A 21,404-nucleotide genomic window follows, 5' to 3' on the forward strand; every position below is an offset into this window, starting at 1 on the left:
CTCGTGGGCATGAGCGACACCCCGGCGGACAGCGTCGTCCGCACGTACATCGACACGCACCGCGCCGCCTTCCTCGAAGACCTCGCCGACTGGCTCCGCATCCCCTCCGTCTCGGCCCAGCCCGAGCACGCGGACGACGTGCGCCGCAGCGCCGAGTGGCTGGCCGCGAAGCTCAAGGAGACCGGTTTCCCGGTCGCCGAGGTCTGGGAGACGGACGGCGCGCCCGCCGTCTTCGCCGAGTGGCCGAGCGCGGATCCCGCCGCTCCCACCGTCCTCGTCTACGGGCACCACGACGTACAGCCCGCCGCCCTCGCCGACGGCTGGCACACCGACCCGTTCGAGCCGGTCGTCAAGGACGGCCGGATGTACGGGCGCGGCGCCGCCGACGACAAGGGCCAGGTGTTCTTCCACACCCTCGGCGTGCGGGCCCACCTCGCCGCGACCGGCGCCGCGGCCCCCGCCGTCGGCCTGAAGCTCCTCATCGAGGGCGAGGAGGAGTCCGGTTCCCCGAACTTCCGCGCCCTCGTCGAGCGCGAGGCGGCCCGCCTCGCCACCGACATCGTGATCGTCTCCGACACCGGCATGTGGTCCGAGACCACCCCCACCGTCTGCACCGGCATGCGCGGCGTGGCCGACTGCGAGATCGACCTGCACGGCCCCGACCAGGACATCCACTCGGGCGCCTTCGGCGGCGCCGTGCCGAACCCGGCCACCGTCGCCGCCCGCCTCGTCGCGGCCCTGCACGACGCCGACGAGCGGGTCACGATCCCCGGCTTCTACGACAACATCGCCGAGCTCACGGACGCCGAGCGCGAGCTGATCGCGGAGCTGCCCTTCGACGAGGCCGAGTGGCTCCGTACGGCCAAGTCCTACGCGGCTTCGGGCGAGGCCGGCTACTCCACGCTGGAGCGCGTCTGGGCCCGTCCGACCGCCGAGGTCAACGGCATCGGCGGCGGCTACCAGGGCCCCGGCGGCAAGACCATCGTGCCCGCCTCGGCGCACCTGAAGCTCTCGTTCCGCCTGGTCTCCGGGCAGGACCCGTACGAGGTCGAGGCGGCCGTCAAGGACTGGGTCGCGGAGCGGATCCCGGCCGGAATCCGGCATTCCATCACCTTCGGCGCCCCCACCCGGCCCTGCCTGACCCCGCTGGACCACCCGGCGCTGCAGTCGGTGGTCCGGGCCATGGGCCGGACCTTCGGCCAGAAGGTGCGCTTCACCCGCGAGGGCGGCTCCGGACCGGCGGCGGACCTCCAGGACGTACTGGACGCCCCTGTCCTGTTCCTCGGAATCTCCGTACCCTCCGACGGCTGGCACTCGCCGAACGAGAAGGTGGAGCTCGATCTGCTCGCCAAGGGAGTCGAGACGACGGCCTACCTCTGGGGCGATCTGGCCGCCCACTGGAAGCCGGCGTCCGGCTGAAACACCGTAGAGCCCTGCCGCCGTGGAGCCTCTGCCACCGCAGAACCACTGCCACCGCACACCCGTCCTGCTGAGCCTGCCTGTGTCCTACCACCGGGGGAGTTGGAAGTACCTGTGAGCACCCATACCGAGCCCGAGCGCCCGATCTCGCTGGCCGCGCCCAGCGGAATCGACCGCGAGGCCCACCACCGCCTCGACGAGGCGTGGCTCGCCGCGGCCTGGTCCCACCCGACGACCCGCGTCTTCGTGGTCTCCGGCGGCCAGGTCCTGATCGACGACGCCCCCGACGGCTCCACCGCCATCGTGATGACCCCGGCCTTCGAGGCCCCGGTCACCGAGACCCACCGGTACTTCCTGGGCACCGACGAGGACGGCGTACGGTACTTCGCGCTGCAGAAGGACTCGCTGCCCGGCCGCATGGACCAGTCGGCCCGCCCCGCCGGTCTGCGCGAGGCCGGGATGCTGCTCAGCGCACGGGACGCCGGGCTGATGGTGCATGCGGTGGCGCTGGAGAACTGGCAGCGCATGCACCGCTTCTGCTCCCGCTGCGGCGAGCGCACGGTGGTCGCGGCCGCCGGGCACATCCGCCGCTGCCCGGGCTGCGGCGCCGAGCACTACCCGCGCACCGACCCGGCGGTGATCATGCTGGTCACCGACGACCAGGACCGCGCGCTGCTGGGCCGCCAGGTGCACTGGCCGGAGGGGCGCTTCTCGACCCTGGCCGGCTTCGTGGAGCCGGGCGAATCGATCGAGCAGTCCGTCATCCGCGAGGTCTGGGAGGAGGCGGGCGTCAAGGTCGGCGAGGTCGACTACGTCGCCAGCCAGCCCTGGCCGTTCCCGTACAGCCTGATGCTGGGCTTCACGGCGCGCGCCGTGACCTCCGAGATCACGGTCGACGGCGAGGAGATCCAGGAGGCCCGCTGGTTCTCCCGCGACGACCTGCGCGCGGCGATCGAGGCGGGCGAGGTGCTCCCGCCGGCCGGGATCTCCATCGCGGCCCGGCTGGTCGAGCTCTGGTACGGCAAGCCGCTGCCGAGGCCGGCCGCGTAAGCCCCGTCACAGCAGAAGGCCCCCGCCGAGGCGGGGGCCTTTCTGTAGTGCGTTTGCGCACACCGGCACTCAAGCGCACCGGCACATCACTGCACCGGCGGGCGGATCAGACGGCGAGGGCCTGCTTGACCTGGGCCAGGCTCGGGTTCGTCATGACCGACTCGTTGCCCGCGGAGGACTTCACGAGGACGGTGGGAACCGTCTGGTTGCCGCCGTTCGCCTTCTCCACGAACGCCGCGGACTCGGGGTCGAGCTCGATGTTGATCTCGTTGTAGGCGATGCCTTCCCGGTCCAGCTGGCTCTTCAGCCGACGGCAGTAGCCGCACCAGGTCGTGCTGTACATCGTGACCGTGCCCGCGTCCTGCATGCTGCGCTCTCCATTCGTGGGGTGCTCGTTGGTCCGAGTACTCGAACGTACGGGACGGCGCGGCCATTCCCGGGGGCGGGACCGGGCTCCGGGAGCGGGCTCCGGGAGCGGCTCCGCGGCCAGCTCCGGTATGAAGAATGCGGGCGCCCTGTGGACGGCTTTCCCTCGGTCCCCTCCGGACCTGGCAGCATGGCGGGGTGACAGCAGCAACGCACTCCTCATCCTTCACGGCCGGCGCCGACTCGGCCGACGCGGTGCTCCTGGGCCTGGACCCGGAGCAGCGCGAGGTCGCGACGACCCTGCGCGGGCCGGTGTGCGTGCTGGCCGGTGCGGGTACGGGCAAGACCCGGGCGATCACCCACCGCATCGCCTACGGGGTGCGTTCCGGCCAACTCGTGCCGGCGAGCGTGCTGGCCGTCACCTTCACCAACCGCGCCGCGGGCGAGATGCGCGGCCGCCTGCGCGAGCTCGGCGCCGGCGGGGTGCAGGCGCGCACGTTCCACTCCGCCGCCCTGCGCCAGCTCCAGTACTTCTGGCCCCGGGCGGTCGGCGGCGAGGTGCCCCGGCTGCTGGAGCGCAAGATCCAGTTCGTCGCCGAGGCGGGCGCGCGCTGCCGCATCCGCCTCGACCGGGGCGAGCTGCGCGATGTCACCGGCGAGATCGAGTGGGCGAAGGTCACTCAGACCGTGCCCGCCGACTATCCGGCGGCCGCCCTCAAGTCCGGCCGCGAGGCCCCCCGGGACCTGGCCGAGATCGCCCAGATCTACGGGATGTACGAGCAGCTCAAGCGCGACCGCAACATGATCGACTTCGAGGACGTGCTGCTCCTCACCGTCGGGATCCTGCACGACGTCCCCGCGGTGGCCGACCAGATCCGCACCCAGTACCAGCACTTCGTGGTCGACGAGTACCAGGACGTCAGCCCGCTCCAGCAGCGGCTCCTGGACCTCTGGCTCGGCGACCGCGACACCCTGTGCGTGGTCGGCGACGCCAGCCAGACGATCTACTCCTTCACCGGCGCCACCCCCGACCACCTGCTGAACTTCCGCACCAAGTACCCGCAGGCCACCGTGGTCAAGCTGGTCCGCGACTACCGCTCCACCCCCCAGGTGGTCCACCTCGCCAACGGGCTGCTGAATCAAGCCAAGGGACGGGCCGCCGAGCACCGCCTCGAGCTGATCTCCCAGCGCGAGGCGGGCCCCGACCCGGTCTACGCCGAGTACTCCGACGAGCCCGCCGAAGCCGAGGGCATCGCCGCCCGGATCCGGGACCTGATCGCCGCCGGAGTCCCCGCGGGCGAGATCGCAGTCCTCTACCGCATCAACGCCCAGTCCGAGGTCTACGAGCAGGCCCTCGCCGACGCCGGGGTCCCGTACCAGCTGCGCGGAGCCGAGCGCTTCTTCGAGCGGGGCGAGGTGCAGAAGGCGATCCTCGCCCTGCGCGGAGCCGCCCGCTCCGGCGGCAACGACCCCCTGCTCGACGACATCGTCGAGCTCGGCCCCCAGGTCCGTGCCGTGCTCAGCTCGACCGGCTGGACCCACGAGCCGCCCGCCGGCTCCGGAGCCGTCCGCGACCAGTGGGAGTCCGTGGCCGCGCTGGTCCGGCTCGCCGAGGACTTCGCCCGCGCCCGCCCGGCCGCCACCCTGGCCGACCTCACGATCGAGCTGGACGAGCGCAAGGCCGCCCAGCACGCCCCGACCGTCCAGGGCGTCACCCTCGCCTCGCTGCACGCGGCGAAGGGCCTGGAGTGGGACGCGGTGTTCCTCGTCGGCCTGACCGACGGCATGATGCCGATCACCTATGCGAAGACCGACGAGCAGGTCGAGGAGGAGCGCCGGCTGCTCTACGTCGGCGTCACCCGGGCCCGGCACCACCTGACGCTCTCCTGGGCGCTCTCCCGAACTCCGGGCGGCCGGGGGTCCCGACGCCCCAGCCGCTTCCTCAATGGCCTGCGACCGGGCTCCATGGCCCCGGGAAGCGCGCCGGGCGGCCCGGTCCGCAAGCGCGTCCGCCGCGGACCGGTCCTGTGCCGGGTCTGCGGCAAGACCCTGACCGAGGCCGGCGAGCTCAAACTGATGCGCTGCGAGGACTGCCCCTCGGACATGGACGAGGGGCTCTACGAGCGGCTGCGCGACTGGCGGGCCGTCCAGGCGAAGGACCAGGGCATGCCCGCCTACTGCGTCTTCACGGACAAGACGCTGATGGCCATCGCGGAGGCCGCTCCCTCGCAGGACGGAGAGCTCTCGATGATCTCCGGAGTGGGCGCGCGCAAGCTCGAGCGGTACGGAGCCGACGTGCTGGCCATCTGTGCAGGTGGGGACCCCGAAGGCCAAGATCCTGACGACGCGTAGAAACTCGTCGGAAAAATAGTTTGCACATGCCCAGCGAATCCCCATAGGTTCTTAGCAACGGAAACGGTGGGCTTCTCCGAAGCCCCCGATCCGTGCTGTACTTATCCGAATACGCATGGGACCAGGCCTCCGGGCCGAGTCCCCGAGACGCCGAGAGGAGGCGAGACCAGTGACCAGCTTCATGACCACCACCAAAATGACCGATCGCTCGGTTGCCGCTTCCTGCACGCTCGGCTCCTCCACGCTCCTTCCGCTCACGGGTCTCACGGGTACCGGTCTGTCCGCCATTTGCGCCGATAGCCCTGCCCTGGCCCTGGTCGCCGCTGCCGCGCCCGTCGCGCTGCTGGCCAGTGAGCGTAATGAGCGACCGACCCAGGCGCCGGTGGCAGTAATGGCAGCAGAAGCAAGGGCGCATGGCGCCTATGCCTTTGCGGCCGCAGCCGGTGCCGGATCCAAGAAGCAGACGAAGCAGCAGCACCACCTGATGTGGGCCTTCCGCGGGCTCGAACCCTGGAGTGATCCAGCCTGATCGCATGATCAGGCCGGCGCCTTCAGGGCCGCGGAACCCCACCCGGGATCCGCGGCCCTTCTGTTTGTCCCCGAACAGGGACGACGGAGTGAAGGGGCCTCGGGACTGGCAAGTCCAGTCGGTGTGACGAGGTAGCCCAGCCGCCCCCGGCCGACCGGCCGGAACGACTAGACGAACAAGACGAGGAAGAAACCACCGTGCAACTCGAAGCGCACGCCCCGTCCGTACCGAAGACCCAGACCCTCTCCCCGCCCGCAGTCCCGGAGGACTCCACCTTGACTCCCCTCACCGCGCTCACCGCGCTCGACGACGCCATCGAGAACCTCGGTGTACCCGTCGCCTGCCGTACCTACGACCCCGAGGTCTTCTTCGCCGAGTCCCCGGCGGACGTCGAGTACGCGAAGTCCCTCTGCGGCACCTGCCCGCTGGTCGAGGCCTGCCTCGCCGGTGCGCTCGAGCGCCGCGAGCCCTGGGGTGTCTGGGGTGGCGAGCTCTTCGTCCAGGGCGTGGTCGTGGCCCGCAAGCGCCCCCGTGGCCGTCCGCGCAAGAACCCGGTTGTCGCGGCATGACCGCCCACGGAACCATCGACCGCCCCCTGACGCACGACCCCCTGAAGCAGGCCCTCATGTCCCCCTACGCCACCACGAGCGAGCAGCCGCACGGCTCCGCCACCGCAGACTTCATCACCGCCGGCGCGATCACCTCGCGTCAGAACAGGACCCGCGAAATGCAACTCATCCCAGAAGCCATGGCTCGTGCCCATATGGCCGACCGTATGCGTGAGGTCGACGTCGAACGTCGCGCCCTGCGCGTGGTCGCCGCGCGCCGCATGCAGCGGCGAGCCGAGCGCGTCTCCATGCGCGCCCGGCGCGCGCTGGCCATGGCCGTCATGAACTGAGGCCGCCACGGCCGCCGAGGCGGCCGGAGCAGCTCGGCAACACCGCCCGGGGGGACCGGTCCGAACGGACCGGTCCCCCCGGTGCGTTGCGGAGCGCCGTCACCCACGGCGGGGGCGGCGGGGATATCGTCTGGAGGTGGACCAGCCGAATTCCCACCCGGCCCCGCCGGGTTCCGAGGCCCCGCCCGTCGTCTGCGCGCGCTGCGGCGCCCAGTCCCCGGCAGGCCCCCCGCCCACCTGGACCTGCTCCGTGGAGAACGGGACCAGACAGTACTTCTGCGTCGACTGCGCGCGAGCCAACCTCCGCGCCATCGAAGGCCGCCTCGACTCCGCCTGGTGGTGAACCGGCCCGCCCGGCCGGACCCGCTCGGCGCCGGCCGGGTCAACCCCGGCCCGGTCAGTCCTCGTCGGGCAGGAACCCCGGGAGCCAGGACTCCAGTTCGTCGCGGAGCCGGACCGTCGCGCCCAGCTGGCACAGCACGCCGATCGTGCTCAGCGTCACCCGGTGGATCAGCAGGTACGAGGGCGGCAGGTTGATCTGACGCCCCAACTGGTGCGCGGGGGAGCGCGGATCGGCTATGCGCGCCGCCTGGCCGCGCAGCCACGGCCGGGTGAAGGTGAACTCCTCGGCCTCGGCGGGCTCGATGATGGGCTTCAGGTAGTCGAGCACCGCATCCGGGTCCAGCTCCTTGGAGTCCCGTACGAACCCCTCCGCGCGAAGGTGCCCGTAGACCCCCTCGGCGTCACCGTCCAGCGTCATCCGCAGCGACCTGCCGATGGACTTGGGCCAGCCGCCCGGCAGCCGGTCGACGGTCCCGAAGTCCAGGACGCCCAGCCGCATCCGGCCGTCCGGCCCGGTGATGAGCCGGAAGTTGCCCGGGTGGGGATCGGCGTGCAGCAGCCCGGTGCGGGCGGGGCCGGAGAAGAGGAACCGGGCCAGCAGCTGTCCGGCGCCGTCGCGCTCCTCCCGGGTGCCGTCGGCTATCACCTCCGACAGCGGGGTCCCCTCCATCCACTCCGTCACCAGCACCTGCTCGCCCTGGTGCACGACGTCCGGGACCACCACGTCCTCGTCGCCGGCGAAGGCATCCGCGTGCGCCTGCTGCGCCTCCGCCTCCAGCTCGTAGTCGAGCTCCTCGGCGACCCGGTCGCGCAACTCCTTGATCAGCGGCTTGATCTCTATGCCCGGGATCAGCGGTCCCAGCAGCCCCGCGAACCGGCTCAGCTGCTTCAGGTCCGACAGCAGCGCCTCGCCGGCCCCCGGGTACTGGACCTTGACCGCCACCTGCCGGCCGTCGTGCCACACGGCCCGGTGCACCTGCCCGATGGAGGCGGCCGCGGCGGGCTTGTCCTCGAACTCCTCGAACAGGTCCCGCCAGTCCGCACCCAGCCGGTCCGTCAGCACCTGGTGAACGGTGGCCACGGGCAGCGGCGGCGCGGCCTCCTGAAGCTTCGTCAACGCCGCCCGGTAGGGCCCGCCGACCTCCTCCGGCAGGGCCGACTCGAAGACCGAGAGCGCTTGCCCGAGCTTCATCGCGCCCCCCTTCAGCTCACCCAGGACGCGGAACAGCTGATCGGCGGTCCGCTGCTGGAGCTCGCGCGCGACGATCTCCGCCGACTTGCCCCCGATCCGCTTGCCGAGTCCCCAAGTGGCCCGGCCGGCCATGCCGAGCGGCAGCGCGGCCAGCTTGACGGTGCGGGTGACCGCCTTCCGGGGAAGATCAGACATGTGCCCCTCCAGTTCCCAGACAGCTGAGCCGCAAGCGGCGGTTCGGGAAAGCCCCCGACGAACTCGGACGGAGCCCCGACCACGGGGCCCCGACCACGGCAATCCTGTCATGGCCCTCCGCGCCTCTCCGAGCCCACTGCCACGGCAGGTTCCGGCCAGGACCGGGCAGCCGACTCCGCTTCGGCGGCCTCATCGTGGCCGCTCGCACCACACGGGCACTCGGGGTGCGACCGGACCGGGGTGGGCCGCCAGTGGAGGCCGGGCAAGGAGGCCTCCCAGCGGGTGGCCGTCGAGGCGGGGAGTTCGCCGTCGAGGAAGGACAGGGCGTGGGCCGCGGCCAGGCCGGCCACCGCCGTGGACAGTCCCAGATCGCAGGCGGCCGAGTCCCGGCGGTGGTGGATCGAGCGCCACTGGACCAGCATCCGCGGCCAGGCCGGATCCCGGTCCACCCGATCGCGCTCCATGCACCCGGCGCACGCCGTGGCTCCGGGCAGGACCAGCGGCCCCACCAGCCCGGTCCCCTCCAGCACCCCCGCGTACAGGTGCGGGGTCCCGGTGGCGACCCAGTCCTCCGCCGTCTGCGGATCGGGGGCCCAGGACTGGAGCCCGTCCCGGGGTGCGACCACCACCAGGGCCAGCCCCGGCTCCGGCCCCTGGCTCTCCGCGGTCCGCGGTGCGCGCCCCGGGGCCGCCTCGCGGACCACCGTCCTGGCGGCTTCGGCACGCAGCCGGCCCACGCTGGCGGGACCCAGCCCGCCCGGTGCCACGTCCGCGGGCTGCGCGCGGCCCCCGTCGAGGACCTCGACCCGGCCCACCCCGGCTCCCGCCAGGACCGAGGCGATCACCCCGCCCACCCGGCCGCTCCCGCGCACCTGGACCCGTATCCCCCGACGGGCGGCGACACCCAGCAAGTCCCCGCCCGGCTCGGGATGGACCAGGGACAGCGAACCCAGGTCCGGTCCCAGCCGGGCCATGGCCTCCGGCCGGGCCCGCACCGCCTGGGCCCGCGGCCCGCCGACCGTGGAGTCGTCGAGCAGCCCGGCCGAAGCCAGCCGCCGCACCATGTCGTCGACCCGGCCGTCCGGCAGTCCCATCGCCCTGCCCTGCAAGCGCAGCAACTCCATCCCCCGCGTCCCGTCGATCAGGTCGAGGAGCGCACCCGTCGCCGTATCCACCGGACCGAGCACCACCGCATGGGCGGGCGTGACCCCGAATTGCACCGTCTGCAGATCCCGCCACGCCCGCGCCAGCGCCGGCTTCATCTTCGGATACACCGTGATCCCCCTCATCCCTGTCCATCTCCCCGCGCCTTCGCCAACTCGGCGAGGTCGCTCCGTTACTGAGAGTAGGGAAGGTGGGAGCCCGGCCACATCCCCTGTGGATAACCTCGGCGCGCACATCCCCTGGCCCGGCGGTTGCCGTACGTGGCACGATCAGCCGCATGACCGAATCCCGTGCGCGGAAGGGCGGCCACCGCCCGGTCCGTTGAAGTGGCTGGACGAGGCCGTGTCCGCCGGACACGCCACGACCGCCGCCCACCCCGCCAGTACGGCGGTCCTCGACGCGGTCCTCGCCGATCGCGCCGGCCCCGTGGCCGTCCGGCTGCTCCAGCTCTCGCAGTCCGGCGATGCGTTCGTACGTCGTGAGGCCATGGAGCTCCTGTCGTCCGCCGGGGGCCGGACCCCTTGGCCCGAGGCCGCCGAGGCCGCGTTCGCTCGACTCACCGACCCTGATGAAGCCGTACGGCGCAGGGCCGCGTTTCTCGTCGTGCGCGCGGGAGGCCGCGATCTCGCGCTCAGGGCCCTCGGCGAACTCACCGAACCCGTGGTGCGTACTGCCCTCGCCGATCTGCTCGGCGGTTCCGTCGGGCACCTGCGGGACGACCCCTTGGCCTCCGTCCGGTTCCTGGCCCGTCTGGATGCCTTGCGGGCCGCCCCTGCGGAGCAGTGGCCGCGGCTCGACAGGGCACTGTTCGCCGATGCCCGGGAGGCCGCGCGCCACCTGGACGGCATCGGGTGGCGCTGGGGCCATGTCCTGTGCGGACTCGGGCGCGAGGATCACCTCTACGCCCTGGTGGCGCGGCTCATCGGCGATCCCGCCACCCGGGACATCGGCGCCGGCCTCGCGCGTGAGGCGTGTCACGACTTGAGGGCGGCCCCGGTCGTGCTGTTGCCCCTGCTGGTCCGTCACTGCGGGGAGGGGATCAGCCCGGCCATGGCCGAAGCCCTCACCACCGCCTCCATCTCCGAGGCCGCCATGCGCACACACGGCGCGCTGATCGCCGAGGTCCCCTTCACCCCGTATCCCAAGGCCCGCCGGCCCTCCGGCGGTCCGCCGCCTTCGTACGACAGCACCAGCGCCGCAGCGGTCCTTCAAGCCAAGCCCGTGAGCATCGGGCGACTTCTGCACGCCCCTGAGATCTTCGGGGCCCTGCTGGACGCGGGCCCGCTGACCTTCCGGCAGGCTGCCCAGCTGTACGGCCTCACCTTCGAACGGCCTTGCCGCATGCAGGGGGTGTGCGCTCCGCTGTGGCTGCGACACGCCGGTCCCACGGCTCTTCCCCGCCTTCTCGCACTCATGACCCCGCACCTCGGCGATTACGGCATCGGCGAGTACTACGCGCAAGGCCTCGCACGCATGGGCCGTCGAGCGGCGCCCGCGCTGCCGTCGCTGACGGCGGTGATCGACCGGCGCACCCGCATACCGGTCAACGACTCCTCGCGGGACGGCGAGATGATGCTGGACGAGACGATGCTCGCAGCCGCCGTCGAGGCCCGCCGTGCGATCCTCGCCGACTGCGGCCGGCACCGAGCCGGGCAAATCCGCAATTCACGAGCAATCACCCCATGAGCCGAACAATCGGGGCCCGCGGGGGGCCGTCCGCGAATCGATCATGTTCGAACCCCGGAGGGGCGGGACTTCCGCCGGGGCGAGCGGGTACCGTCGTGGCGTGTCCGCCGATCCGCCACAGCGCGCCGTCGAAGTCCGCCGGAGCGCGCGCCGCCGCAGGACCGTATCCGCCTACCGCGAGGGTGATCGTACGGTCGTCCTCATCCCTGCCCGGATGTCCGAGGCGGAGGAGCAGCGCTGGGTGGGCGTCATGCTCGACAAACTGGCGGCCCAGGAGAGCAAGCGGACCCTCGGGGACGCGGAACTCACCGAGCGGGCCGAGCGTTTGTCCGAGCAGTACTTCAGCGGTCGCGCCCGCCCGCGTTCCGTCCGCTGGGTCACCAATCAGAACACCCGCTGGGGCTCCTGCACTCCGGCAGAAGGCAGCATCCGGCTTTCCCACCGGCTCCAGGGGATGCCCGAGTACGTCGTCGACTACGTGCTGCTGCACGAGCTGGCGCACCTCCTCGTGCCCGGCCACGGAGCCGAATTCTGGGAGCTGCTGGAGGAGTACCCGCGCACCGAGAGGGCCCGCGGATACCTCGAGGGGATCGTGGCCGCCGAGCGCCTGCCGAAGGTGCCGGCCGCTCGCGACGAATAGTCCCCTAATTCCCGCTTGCCCCGGATGTCGCCCACCGTGATATGTACCGGGTCGGTACCGACTTGGCCGGATGTCCGAGGTTGCCGTTAGCCTGAGCGCCACGCATTCACAGTCGGGATGGGGGACGGTCTTAGGTATGGCCAGGGAATTCCAACGCGGTCACAAGGCCAAAATCAGCGATCTGACGGCGGGCACGGACCTGTACGTGGGCGTCCAGATCGCCGGGCCCGGACTCGCCATCGACATCAGCTGTTTCGGCCTCGACGCGAACGAGCAGCTCTCGGACGACCGTTACTTCGTCTTCTTCAACCAGCCGAAGTCGCCGGAAGAGGCCATTCAGCTGCTCGGCGCGCAGTCCGGTGACGCGGAATCCTTCCGGGTGACCCTGGACCGCATTCCGGCGAACATCCACAAGCTCTCCTTCGCCGCCTCGATCGACGGCGCCGGGCAGATGTCGCAGATCGGACCGGGCTACATCCGCATCGTGGCGGGCGGTGAGGAAGTCGTCCGCTACTCCTTCACGGGCTCGGAGTTCAGCACCGAGCGCGCCCTGATGATCGGCGACTTCTACCTCAAGGACGTGTGGCGCTTCGCCGCCGTCGGCCAGGGATTCGACGGCGGGCTCGCCGCGCTGCTCAAGAACTTCGGCGGCGAGGTCGCCGAGGAGGAAGAGCCCGCGCAGCAGGCCCAGGCGCAGGCACCGGCCGGTGCGCCCGGCTTCGCCCCGCCGCCGCAGGCCGCCGCTCCGGCGCCCGGCTTCGGCGCTCCCGCCCAGGCTCCGGCCCAGGCCCCCGCCCCGTACCAGGCCCCGGCGCAGGCTCCCGCCCCGTACCAGGCCCCGGCGCAGGCTCCCGCCCCGTACCAGCAGCCCGTTCACGCGGCCCCCACCATGGCCGCGCCCATGGGCGTCCCGCTGGCACCCCCGGCTCCCGCGCCCGCGCCCTACGGCCAGGTCCCGCCGCCCGCCCCGGCCCCCGCGCCGTACGGGCAGCAGCCGCAGCCCTCGTACGGCCAGGTCCCCGGCCAGCAGTCCGGCCAGTACCCCGCCCAGCCGTCGGGCCAGTACCCCGCCCAGCCGTCCGGCCAGTTCCCCGGCCAGCAGCCGCCCCCGTACGGCCAGCAGCCCCCCGGCTACGGCCAGCAGCCCATGCAGCCGGTCCCCGCCGTCGGCGCCGGGCTCGCCGCAGCCCTCCAGCCGTACAAGGAAGCCCCCACGGGCGCCCGCTGGACCCCGCAGAACAAGCAGCTCATGCGGGTGGACCTGTCGATGGGCGGCCAGGCCGTCCTCGCCCGCCAGGGCAGCATGGTCCTCTACCAGGGCAAGGTGGACTTCAGCTACAAGGGTGCGGGCTTCGCCGGCCGCATCGTCGGCAACGCCACCGGCCAGGAGATGCAGCTCATGCGCTGCACCGGCCGCGGCCAGGTGTTCCTCGCCGAGAACGGGACCCACCTGCACGCCATCGAGCTCCAGGGCGACGGCATCTGCGTCTCCGCCGAGTCCGTCCTCGCCTTCGACGAGTCGCTCCAGCACGAGGTGCGCCGCATCGAGGGCCACGGCATCCCCGGCGGCGCGCTGTTCACGATGCTCTTCCAGGGCACCGGCACGGTGATCGTCAAGACGCACGGCACCCCCGTCGTCCTGCCCGTCACCCCGACCACCTTCGCGGACAGCAACGCCATCGTCGCCTGGTCCGCCGCCTCCCAGGTGATCATTTCCAGTCAGGTCCGGCTGCGCCGCAACGCCTACCCCGGCCACAGCGGGGAGACCGTGAACCTCCAGTTCCGCGGCGCCCCCGGAAACTTCATCGTCGTCCAGCCGTACGAGGTCTGAGGGAGCCCCACATGAATGCCATGAACTCGATGAACCAGCAGCTCGCGGGCTACGCCCCGACCCCCGTCACGGCCCGCATGGAGAACCACGGTTCGGCCATGCTCAAGGTCGCCATGCAGAGCGGCCAGGACCTCTTCGCCCGCACCGGGTCGATGGTCGCCTACGAGGGCTTCGTGCAGTACGAGCCCAACCCGCCGGCCCTGCGCCAGATGGCCTCGCAGTGGCTCACGGGCGAAGGCGCCCCGCTGATGAAGTGCACCGGCGACGGCCTGCTCTACCTCGCCGACTACGGCGCGAACGTCGTCTGCATCAACCTCAACAACGACGCCCTCTCCGTCAACGGCACCAACCTGCTGGCCTTCGACGCCCACCTCCAGTGGGGCGTCGAGCGGGTCAAGGGCATGGCCAAATTCGCCGGCCAGGGCCTGTTCAACGTGCAGGTCTCCGGCACCGGCTGGGTCGCGGTCACCTCCCGGGGCACCCCGATCGTGGTCGAGTGCGGCCGCGGCGAGGACGAGACGTACGTCGACCCCGACGCGCTCGTCGCCTGGTCTCCGAACCTCAAGGTCAAGGGGAAGAGCAGCTTCAAGGCCTCGTCACTGATCGGCCGGGGCAGCGGGGAGGCCTACCAGATGGCCTTCTCCGGCCAGGGCATCGTCGTCGTACAGCCCAGCGAGGACAGCACCGACCGGCTCCGGGCCCGGGGCTGAGGGGGAGAAGACATATCATGCAGAGCTCACTTTTCGCCCACGCCGAGGCGCAGTCCCAGGAGCGGTACGCCGTCCAGAACCCGCAGCTGCTGCGGGTCTCCCTGAGCGGCTCCGACGACGTGCTCGCCCGCAAGGGCGCCATGGTCGCCTACCAGGGGATCATCGACTTCGACGGCGAGTACCAGAGCGCCACCCAGCGCGGCGCCCGCGCCCGCACCGGTGAGGGCCTGGACCTGATGCGCTGCTCGGGTCAGGGCACGGTCTACCTGGCCAACCTCGCCCAGTACGTGCACGTGGTGGACGTGGACCAGGACGGCCTCACGGTCGACAGCGGCTACGTACTGGCCCTCGACTCGACCCTGCACACCGAGGTCATCGCCGTGGACAGCCAGTACGGGGTCTCCGGCACCGGCAAGTACCAGCTCAACATCACCGGCCGCGGAAAGGTCGCGCTGATGACCTCCGGGCAGCCGCTGATGATGCAGGTCACGCCCGACAAGTACGTCAACGCCGACGCGGACGCCATCGTCGCCTGGTCCACCTCGCTGCGCGTGCAGATGCAGGCCCAGACGCACTCCAGCGGTGTGTGGCGCCGGCGCGGCAACACCGGAGAGGGCTGGGAGCTCAGCTTCCTCGGCACCGGGTTCGCCCTGGTCCAGCCCAGCGAGGTGCTCCCGCCGCAGAACGCCACCATCGGGCAGGGCGCGGCCGCACAGTTCGGCATGGGCCAGCACGGCGCCCACGCGCAGAACCAGAACAACGCCTGGAACTGATCCCGCCACGGGAACGGACGAGGGGCGGCTCAGCGGACCACCGCGGAGCCGCCCCTTCTGCCGTCCGGCCGGCTCAGCCCGGGAGCCGCGCCAAGGTCGCCTCCAGCAGCCGCACCACCGAGGTGTCGGCCACCGCCGCCACCTCCGCGTACGGGAACCAGCGCAGGTCCAGCGACTCGTCGCTGATCGCTTCGACCGCCTCGGCGGGCGCCAGCGCCGCGTACTGCACGTCCAGGTGCCAGTTGCACGGCGCCGGGATCGGATGCCGGTCGAGCCGCACCGGTCCGCCTGCCAGCAGCGTCAGCCCGTGGGCGATGCCGGACTCCTCCTCGGCCTCGCGCAGGGCGACTCCCTCGAGCGTCGTGTCGCCCGTCTCGCAGTGGCCGCCCATCTGCAGCCACATGCCCAGCTTCTTGTGCAGGGTCAGCAGTACGCGGCCGCGCGCCGGGTCGATCACCAGGGCGCTGCCGGTGACGTGCCCGGCCTGGCAGGGCTTGTAGACCCCGTCCGGGTGGGCCGCCAGGTGTTCCAGGTACAGGTCGCGCAGCTCGGGCTGGTCCTCGTACGACTTCAGGACCAGCACCGCGTCTTCGTGCAGGCTCACTTCTTGTCGTCGCCGTCCTGCTCGCGCTTCTCTGCCGCTTCGCCGAGCATCTTGTCGATCTCGGAGAAGTCCAGCTGCTCCCGGTGCACGAACCCGTCCGGGTCGTCCAGGTCCGAGGCGGTCGGCAGCATGTCCGGGTGCTCCCACAGTCCGTCGCGCCCGTCCACACCGCGCGCGTCGGTGAGCGAGGCCCACAGCCGGGAGGCGTCGCGCAGCCGGCGCGGCCGCAGCTCCAGACCGATCAGGGTCGCGAAGGTCTGCTCCGCCGGGCCGCCCGAGGCGCGCCGCCGGCGCATGGTCTCGCGCATGGCGTCCGCCGAGGTCAGCCGGGGAGAGGCCGCCTCGTGCACGACCGCGTCCACCCAGCCCTCGACCAGCGCGAGCGCCGTCTCCAGGCGGGCCAGCGCGGCCTTCTGCTCGGGGGTGTCCTGCGGCTGGAACATGCCGCCCTGGAGGGCTTCCTGCAGCTGCTCCGGGTTCGACGGGTCGAGCTGGCCGACCACGTCCTCCAGCTTCGAGGTGTCGACCTTGATGCCCCGTGCGTAGCCCTCGACCGCGCCGAAGAGGTGCGAGCGCAGCCACGGCACGTGCGCGAAGAGGCGCGCGTGGGCGGCCTCGCGCAGCGCCAGGTACAGCCGGACCTCGTCCGAGGAGACGCCCAGGTCCTTGCCGAAGCTCTCGATGTTCAGCGGGAGCAGCGCGGCCTTGCCGGCCGGGCCCAGCGGGAGGCCGATGTCGGTGGAGCCGACGACCTCGCCCGCGAGGGTGCCCACGGCCTGCCCGATCTGCTGGCCGAACATGGCCCCGCCCATGGAGCGCATCATGCCGAGCAGCGGGCCCGCCATGGCCTGCATCTCCTCGGGCAGTACGCCGCCCATGGCCGCGCCGACGCGCTCGGCGACCGGGTCCACGAGCTCCTTCCACACCGGGAGGGTCTCCTCGACCCACTCGGCACGGCTCCACGCGACGGCCGTCGCGGCGCCCGAGGGCAGCGAGGTGACCCCGTCGAGCCAGTGGTCGGCGAGGCGCACGGCCTCCTCCACCGCCGACTTCTCGGCGAGGCCGACGCTGGCGTCCTTCACCCCGTCCGAGGTGCCCTGGGCCACGGTCTGGCGGGCGATGTCCTTGGCCATGTCCCAGTTGACCGGGCCGCCCTCGTAGCTCAGCATCTGGCCGAGCTGCTGGAAGGCGGCACCGAGGTCGTTCGGGTTCATCGAGCCGAACATCGCGGCGAAGGGGTTGTCGGCGCCGCCCTGACCGCCGGCGCCTCCCGGCAGTCCGCCGGGCATGCCCGAGCCGAACCCGAACGGATTCGGGCCGCTCTGACCGCCCTCATTGCCCTTCTTCTTGCCTTCGTCGCCGTTCGTAGGCTCCTCGGGCGGAAGACCGAATCCGAATGGGGTGTCGCTCACGGGTTTCCTCGGCTCGTAGGGCCGCCGGTGGGTGCCGGCGGGCAATGGAATCGACAACACCACCCAGCGTAGACACCAGACCCGCTTCCGGGCTCGGTGCTCCGCCGACTCCTGGGCTGCGGCAGGATGGACATCACCTGGTAGGTACGCGTCACGGCGCGTCTCCTACTGAAGACAACCGCTGGAGACGCCTGGTGAGTTCCCCAGATCCGCACGCTTTGGACAAGAACGGCTCGGAAAAGCCCGGTCGCGCGCCGCAGGACGCCGAAATCCGCCCTGAGCCCGGTGACAGCGCCCAGGGCGTTCGCCAGCCGCGTAACCCGGCCGTCCGCGGACCCGTGATCGCCGTGACCGGCGCCGCGTCGGGAGTGGGCGCCGCCCTGGTGGCCAGACTGGCCGCGTCCGACGAGGTCAAGCAGGTCGTCGCGATCGACGAGCGGCGCGGGGACTGCGCGGCCGCGCAGTGGCACCTCCTGGACGTGCGCGACCCCGCGATCGCGGAGAAGCTGCGCGGCGCGGACGTCGTGGTCCACCTGGCGCTCGACCTGGACCTGGAGACGGACCCGGCGGCCCGTACGGCGTACAACGTGCGGGGGACCCAGACCGTGCTCACCGCCGCCGCGGCGGCCGGGGTGCACCGGGTCGTGCTGTGCACTTCGGCGATGGTCTACGGGGCCCTGCCCGACAACGACATCCCGCTCTCCGAGGACGCCGAGCTGCGGGCCACCGCCGAGGCGACCGGGGTCGGGGACCTGCTGGAGATCGAGCGGCTCGGCCGCCGTGCGCCGCGAGCGCACCCCGGCCTCAACGTCACCGTGGTCCGCCCGGCGGTGCTGGTCGGCGGCACGGACACGGCGCTGACCCGGTACTTCGAGTCCCCGCGCCTGCTGGTGGTGACCGGCTCCCGCCCCACCTGGCAGTTCTGCCACGTGGAGGACCTGGTCAGCGCCCTGGAGTACGCGGCGCTGGAGAAGGTCGAGGGGGAGCTGGCGGTCGGCTGCGAGGGCTGGCTGGAGCAGGAGGAGGTCGAGGAGCTCAGCGGCATCCGCCGCATGGAACTCCCGTCGGCCGTGGCCCTCGGGGCGGCGGCCCGGCTGCACCGGATCGGCCTGACCCCGTCCCCGGCCGGGGACCTCGCGTACACGATGCACCCCTGGGTGGTCAGCATCAGCGCGCTGCACGCGGCGGGCTGGCGGCCGCGCTGGACCAACGAGGAGGTGCTGGCGGAGCTCCTCCAGGAGGTCGCAGGACGGCACACGGTCGCGGGGCGCAGGCTGGGGCGCAAGGACGCCACGGCCGCCGGTGCGGCTGGTGCGACGGTGGCTCTGCTGGGCGCCGCCGCGGCGATCCGCGCCGCCCGTCGGCGTCGGGGGATCTGACCCCGGCGGGGTCGGGCCGCCGTCCCGGTGCGGCGCCGTTGCCGGGGGCGCTGCCCCCGGACCCCCGCGCCTCAAACGCCGGCGGGGCTGGATTGGGCCTGGCAGGGCTGGATTTTGCCCGGCGGCGCCGGGTTCCGTTTCTGTAGGAGGCTCCCAAGGGCGCGGGTGCCGCCCTGGTGAAACTGCTATTCCGCCGGGTCGGCGGCTAAGGCACGATGGAAGGTATGGCACCGCACTTCGACCACCCCGGCGAGCAGGCCGCTTCGGACCCGATCCGGCTCCTCGAAATCCGTGAGACCCCGCTCTCGATCGACGAGGTCTTCCAGGCCGTCGGCGACGACGCGACGGGCGGCACCACGCTCTTCGTCGGCACGGTGCGCAACCACGACGGCGGGTCGGACGTCGATCAGCTCGGCTACTCCTGCCACCCCTCGGCGGAGGCGGAGATGCGCCGCGTCGCCGAGCGCGTCGTGGCGAAGTACCCGGTCCGTGCCCTCGCCGCCGTCCACCGCATCGGCGACCTGGCCGTCGGCGACCTCGCGGTCGTCGTCGCCGTCTCCTGCCCGCACCGCGGCGAGGCCTTCGAGGCCTGCCGGATGCTGATCGACGACCTCAAGCACGAGGTCCCGATCTGGAAGCACCAGACCTTCGCCGACGGCACGGAGGAGTGGGTCGGCGCCTGCTGAGGCAGGGTCGACCGGGTGCGTCCGGCGGGGTCGGCCGCACCCGTTCGGACGCGCAACACGCCCTCGATTTGCGTAACCCCCTCCCGGGCACCAGCGTTGAAGCCACCAACAACTAGTACTTCGGGGTAGGGAGGCACGCCCATGGCGTCACTGGCGTGGTTGCTGATTCCGCTGTTCGCCGCGGTCGGAGCGGCGATATGGGGCAGCTGGGCGGCACGCGACCGTACATCCGGTGACATATCCGAACTCGCGGGCTACGCGAGATTCCGTGAAGCCATGGGCAAGGCCGAACAGACCCGGCCGACGGCGGACGCGCACTGGAAGAAAGACACGGTTGACACCGTCTGAGGTCGCGCCCCACGTAAGGACCGGCCCCGTACGGACCGGCCCCGGGGGCCGCTCGCGAGGGCCGTCCCGTACTGTCGATCCATGCCACGCCGCACTGCGACGATGCTCGCTTCCACCCTCATGCTCTTCGCCCTGCTCTGCGCAGGGGTGTTCATGAAGGTCCCGTACTCCGAGATGAGTCCGGGACCGACCGTGAACACGCTCGGGGACTCGCACGGCGAGCCCGTCCTGAACATCTCGGGGCACAAGACGTACCCGACCACCGGGCACCTGAACATGACGACGGTCCGCGTCACCGGCGCGGACTACGACATGAACCTGCTCGAGGCGGTCTACGGCTGGGCGGCCGGCGACAACATCGTCGTACCGCACGAGAACCTGTACCCGGACGGCAAGACGGACCAGGAGTCCACACAGGAGAACGCCGAGGAGTTCAGCCAGTCGCAGGAGAGCGCCAAGGTGGCCGCCCTCAAGCAGATCGGCATCCCGGTCGCTTCCCGCGTGGTCGTCTCCTCGGTGGTCAAGGGCAGCCCCTCCGAGGGCAAGCTGCACGCCGGTGACGTGATCAAGAGCGTGGACGGCGCGCCCGTCACGGCCCCCGAGGACGTGGCCAAGCTCGTCACCAAGCACAAGCCCGGGGAGCCGGTCGAGTTCCTCATCGTGCCCACGGCGGAGGCCGCCGAGGCCGAGAAGGCGAACCGCGAGCCCACCGCCACCACCAAGGTCACGGTCGTCGCGGGCAAGGCGGGCCCCGAGGGCCGTGCCGTCGTCGGCATCCGGGCCGGTACCGACCACACCTTCCCGTTCACGATCGACATCAAGCTCGCCGACGTCGGAGGCCCGAGTGCGGGCCTGATGTTCTCGCTGGGCATCGTCGACAAGCTCACCCCGGAGAACCTGACCGGCGGCAAGTTCATCGCCGGCACCGGAACCATCGACGACGCGGGCAAGGTCGGCCCGATCGGCGGCATCCAGATGAAGACCATCGGCGCCCGGCAGGCCGGCGCCGAGTACTTCCTGACGCCCGCCGACAACTGCGCCTCCGCCCTGACCAACGTGCCCGACGGGCTGAAGCTGGTGAAGGTCGCCACCATCGACGACGCGGTGAAGGCGCTGCAGAAGATCGGCAAGGGGGACACGGCCGGGCTGCCGCAGTGCACCAAGCCCTGACCGTGTCCGGGCGGCCCGCACCGGGCCGCCCCTCCCCGATCCGAAAGAGACGGCCTAGTCCAGGAAGGTCGCGGCCAGCGCCTCGGCGAGCCCGGGGACCAGGGTCGCGCCCGTGAGCACCTCGTTGGCCGAGTCCTTCTCGCGCAGCCGTACGGCGGACTCGCGCGAGCCGTCGCGCAGGACGCCCACGGTCAGCCGTACCTCCTGGCGCTCCGGGTGACCGGCGACCCACTTGGCGAGCTGCTTGTCGGTGAGCCCCTCCGGTACGGAGGACTCCGCCGACGGCGGCAGCATCAGCCGCTCCACGGTCAGCGCGCAGCCGAGGATCGACGGGGGCCAGGCGATGGTTCCCAGGAACTTGTCGAGCGGGGTCCCGGCCGGGACCTCGTCCTGCTCGATCGGGGTGAGCTGGTTCTTGCCGGTGTCGTCCTGGTCGAGGCCGAGCTGGCGGGCGACTCCCGGGGCATCCTTGCGCAGCCTGGCCGTGTCGACCAGGGCGAAGAGCCGGGCGGGCTTGTCCCAGCCGAGGGTGGAGGCGTACTCGTCGATCTCGAGGACGGCACGGGTCAGCGGGGTGGCGGCCATCGGAGTGCCGGGGGACGGCGAAAGGTTGGACATGGGCAACATCCTGCCTCCTTTCCACCGGATACCGGGAACT

Annotated in this window: 22 protein-coding genes; 16 read left to right on the forward strand and 6 right to left on the reverse strand. The window is 71.8% G+C overall.

All coding sequences use genetic code 11. From position 1 onward, the window contains the following. The first annotated feature begins 9 nt into the window (after positions 1–9). Positions 10–1,419 (forward strand): dipeptidase, encoded by a 1,410-nt coding sequence (locus tag OHU74_RS24040; RefSeq protein ID WP_371617810.1) that lies wholly within the window; start codon positions 10–12, stop codon positions 1,417–1,419. 102 nt (positions 1,420–1,521) lie between these two features. Further along, on the forward strand, positions 1,522–2,469 hold the full coding sequence (gene nudC, locus OHU74_RS24045; protein WP_371617811.1) for an NAD(+) diphosphatase: 948 nt from the start codon (positions 1,522–1,524) through the stop codon (positions 2,467–2,469). Positions 2,470–2,575: 106 nt separating this feature from the next. On the opposite strand, the gene OHU74_RS24050 is transcribed toward nudC, so the two are convergent. Further along, positions 2,576–2,836, reverse strand: coding sequence for a mycoredoxin (locus OHU74_RS24050; protein ID WP_330298466.1), 261 nt, complete (start codon positions 2,834–2,836; stop codon positions 2,576–2,578). A gap of 137 nt (positions 2,837–2,973) precedes the next feature. Here OHU74_RS24050 and OHU74_RS24055 point away from each other — a divergent pair, with 137 nt between their 5' ends. From OHU74_RS24055 to OHU74_RS24075, 5 genes are all read left to right on the forward strand, one after another. Then, positions 2,974–5,187 carry an ATP-dependent DNA helicase UvrD2 gene (locus OHU74_RS24055; protein ID WP_371617812.1) on the forward strand — a complete coding sequence of 738 codons (2,214 nt, stop codon included), beginning with the start codon at positions 2,974–2,976 and terminating at the stop codon, positions 5,185–5,187. Positions 5,188–5,368: 181 nt separating this feature from the next. Continuing rightward, positions 5,369–5,716, forward strand: a complete 348-nt coding sequence (locus OHU74_RS24060; RefSeq protein WP_371619786.1) for a hypothetical protein — start codon at positions 5,369–5,371, stop codon at positions 5,714–5,716. A 197-nt stretch (positions 5,717–5,913) separates the two neighbouring features. Beyond that, positions 5,914–6,285: a WhiB family transcriptional regulator gene (locus OHU74_RS24065; RefSeq protein WP_214949242.1), complete on the forward strand. Its 372-nt coding sequence runs from the start codon at positions 5,914–5,916 to the stop codon at positions 6,283–6,285. Next, a complete protein-coding gene (locus OHU74_RS24070; RefSeq protein WP_371617813.1) occupies positions 6,282–6,614 on the forward strand; it encodes a hypothetical protein in 333 nt (110 codons plus the stop codon). The genes OHU74_RS24065 and OHU74_RS24070 overlap by 4 nt, the downstream gene beginning before the upstream one ends. A gap of 136 nt (positions 6,615–6,750) precedes the next feature. After that, the gene (locus OHU74_RS24075; protein ID WP_330298470.1) at positions 6,751–6,957 is read left to right on the forward strand and encodes a hypothetical protein; all 207 of its coding nucleotides are present in this window, start codon (positions 6,751–6,753) and stop codon (positions 6,955–6,957) included. A 54-nt stretch (positions 6,958–7,011) separates the two neighbouring features. Here the strand turns inward: OHU74_RS24075 and OHU74_RS24080 are convergent, their stop codons facing one another. Then, entirely contained in the window at positions 7,012–8,343 is a 1,332-nt protein-coding gene (locus OHU74_RS24080) for an ABC1 kinase family protein (protein WP_371617814.1), read from the reverse strand. 107 nt (positions 8,344–8,450) lie between these two features. After that, positions 8,451–9,617: a TOMM precursor leader peptide-binding protein gene (locus OHU74_RS24085; protein WP_371619787.1), complete on the reverse strand. Its 1,167-nt coding sequence runs from the start codon at positions 9,615–9,617 to the stop codon at positions 8,451–8,453. A gap of 232 nt (positions 9,618–9,849) precedes the next feature. On the opposite strand from OHU74_RS24085, the gene OHU74_RS24090 reads away from it, so the two are divergent. From OHU74_RS24090 to OHU74_RS24110, 5 genes are all read left to right on the forward strand, one after another. Continuing rightward, positions 9,850–11,193: a hypothetical protein gene (locus tag OHU74_RS24090; RefSeq protein WP_371617815.1), complete on the forward strand. Its 1,344-nt coding sequence runs from the start codon at positions 9,850–9,852 to the stop codon at positions 11,191–11,193. Positions 11,194–11,236: 43 nt separating this feature from the next. Continuing rightward, entirely contained in the window at positions 11,237–11,833 is a 597-nt protein-coding gene (locus tag OHU74_RS24095; RefSeq protein WP_371617816.1) for a M48 family metallopeptidase, read from the forward strand. Positions 11,834–11,969: 136 nt separating this feature from the next. Then, entirely contained in the window at positions 11,970–13,664 is a 1,695-nt protein-coding gene (locus OHU74_RS24100) for a TerD family protein (RefSeq protein WP_371617817.1), read from the forward strand. A gap of 29 nt (positions 13,665–13,693) precedes the next feature. Then, the gene (locus OHU74_RS24105; protein WP_371619788.1) at positions 13,694–14,374 is read left to right on the forward strand and encodes an AIM24 family protein; all 681 of its coding nucleotides are present in this window, start codon (positions 13,694–13,696) and stop codon (positions 14,372–14,374) included. 17 nt (positions 14,375–14,391) lie between these two features. Then, a complete protein-coding gene (locus OHU74_RS24110; RefSeq protein ID WP_371617818.1) occupies positions 14,392–15,147 on the forward strand; it encodes an AIM24 family protein in 756 nt (251 codons plus the stop codon). Positions 15,148–15,220: 73 nt separating this feature from the next. Here OHU74_RS24110 and OHU74_RS24115 read toward each other — a convergent pair whose 3' ends face one another. Then, positions 15,221–15,751 (reverse strand): NUDIX hydrolase, encoded by a 531-nt coding sequence (locus OHU74_RS24115; RefSeq protein ID WP_371617819.1) that lies wholly within the window; start codon positions 15,749–15,751, stop codon positions 15,221–15,223. Continuing rightward, positions 15,748–17,163: a zinc-dependent metalloprotease gene (locus OHU74_RS24120; protein ID WP_371617820.1), complete on the reverse strand. Its 1,416-nt coding sequence runs from the start codon at positions 17,161–17,163 to the stop codon at positions 15,748–15,750. The genes OHU74_RS24115 and OHU74_RS24120 overlap by 4 nt, the downstream gene beginning before the upstream one ends. 269 nt (positions 17,164–17,432) lie before the next feature. Between OHU74_RS24120 and OHU74_RS24125 the strand changes: the two genes are divergently transcribed. The 4 genes from OHU74_RS24125 to OHU74_RS24140 all read left to right on the forward strand — a co-directional run bounded on the left by OHU74_RS24125 (position 17,433) and on the right by OHU74_RS24140 (position 20,746). Next, positions 17,433–18,542, forward strand: a complete 1,110-nt coding sequence (locus tag OHU74_RS24125; protein WP_371619789.1) for an SDR family oxidoreductase — start codon at positions 17,433–17,435, stop codon at positions 18,540–18,542. Positions 18,543–18,766: 224 nt separating this feature from the next. Continuing rightward, the gene (locus OHU74_RS24130) at positions 18,767–19,228 is read left to right on the forward strand and encodes a molybdenum cofactor biosynthesis protein MoaE (protein ID WP_330298479.1); all 462 of its coding nucleotides are present in this window, start codon (positions 18,767–18,769) and stop codon (positions 19,226–19,228) included. Between the two features lie 141 nt (positions 19,229–19,369). After that, the gene (locus tag OHU74_RS24135) at positions 19,370–19,576 is read left to right on the forward strand and encodes a hypothetical protein (protein WP_330298480.1); all 207 of its coding nucleotides are present in this window, start codon (positions 19,370–19,372) and stop codon (positions 19,574–19,576) included. An 81-nt stretch (positions 19,577–19,657) separates the two neighbouring features. After that, positions 19,658–20,746 carry a PDZ domain-containing protein gene (locus tag OHU74_RS24140; RefSeq protein WP_371617821.1) on the forward strand — a complete coding sequence of 363 codons (1,089 nt, stop codon included), beginning with the start codon at positions 19,658–19,660 and terminating at the stop codon, positions 20,744–20,746. Positions 20,747–20,800: 54 nt separating this feature from the next. Here OHU74_RS24140 and OHU74_RS24145 read toward each other — a convergent pair whose 3' ends face one another. Continuing rightward, positions 20,801–21,373 carry a PPA1309 family protein gene (locus OHU74_RS24145; RefSeq protein WP_371617822.1) on the reverse strand — a complete coding sequence of 191 codons (573 nt, stop codon included), beginning with the start codon at positions 21,371–21,373 and terminating at the stop codon, positions 20,801–20,803. Positions 21,374–21,404 lie beyond the last annotated feature (31 nt).

Source organism: Streptomyces sp. NBC_00454, from assembly GCF_041434015.1.
Classification (GTDB): Bacteria; Actinomycetota; Actinomycetes; order Streptomycetales; family Streptomycetaceae; genus Streptomyces.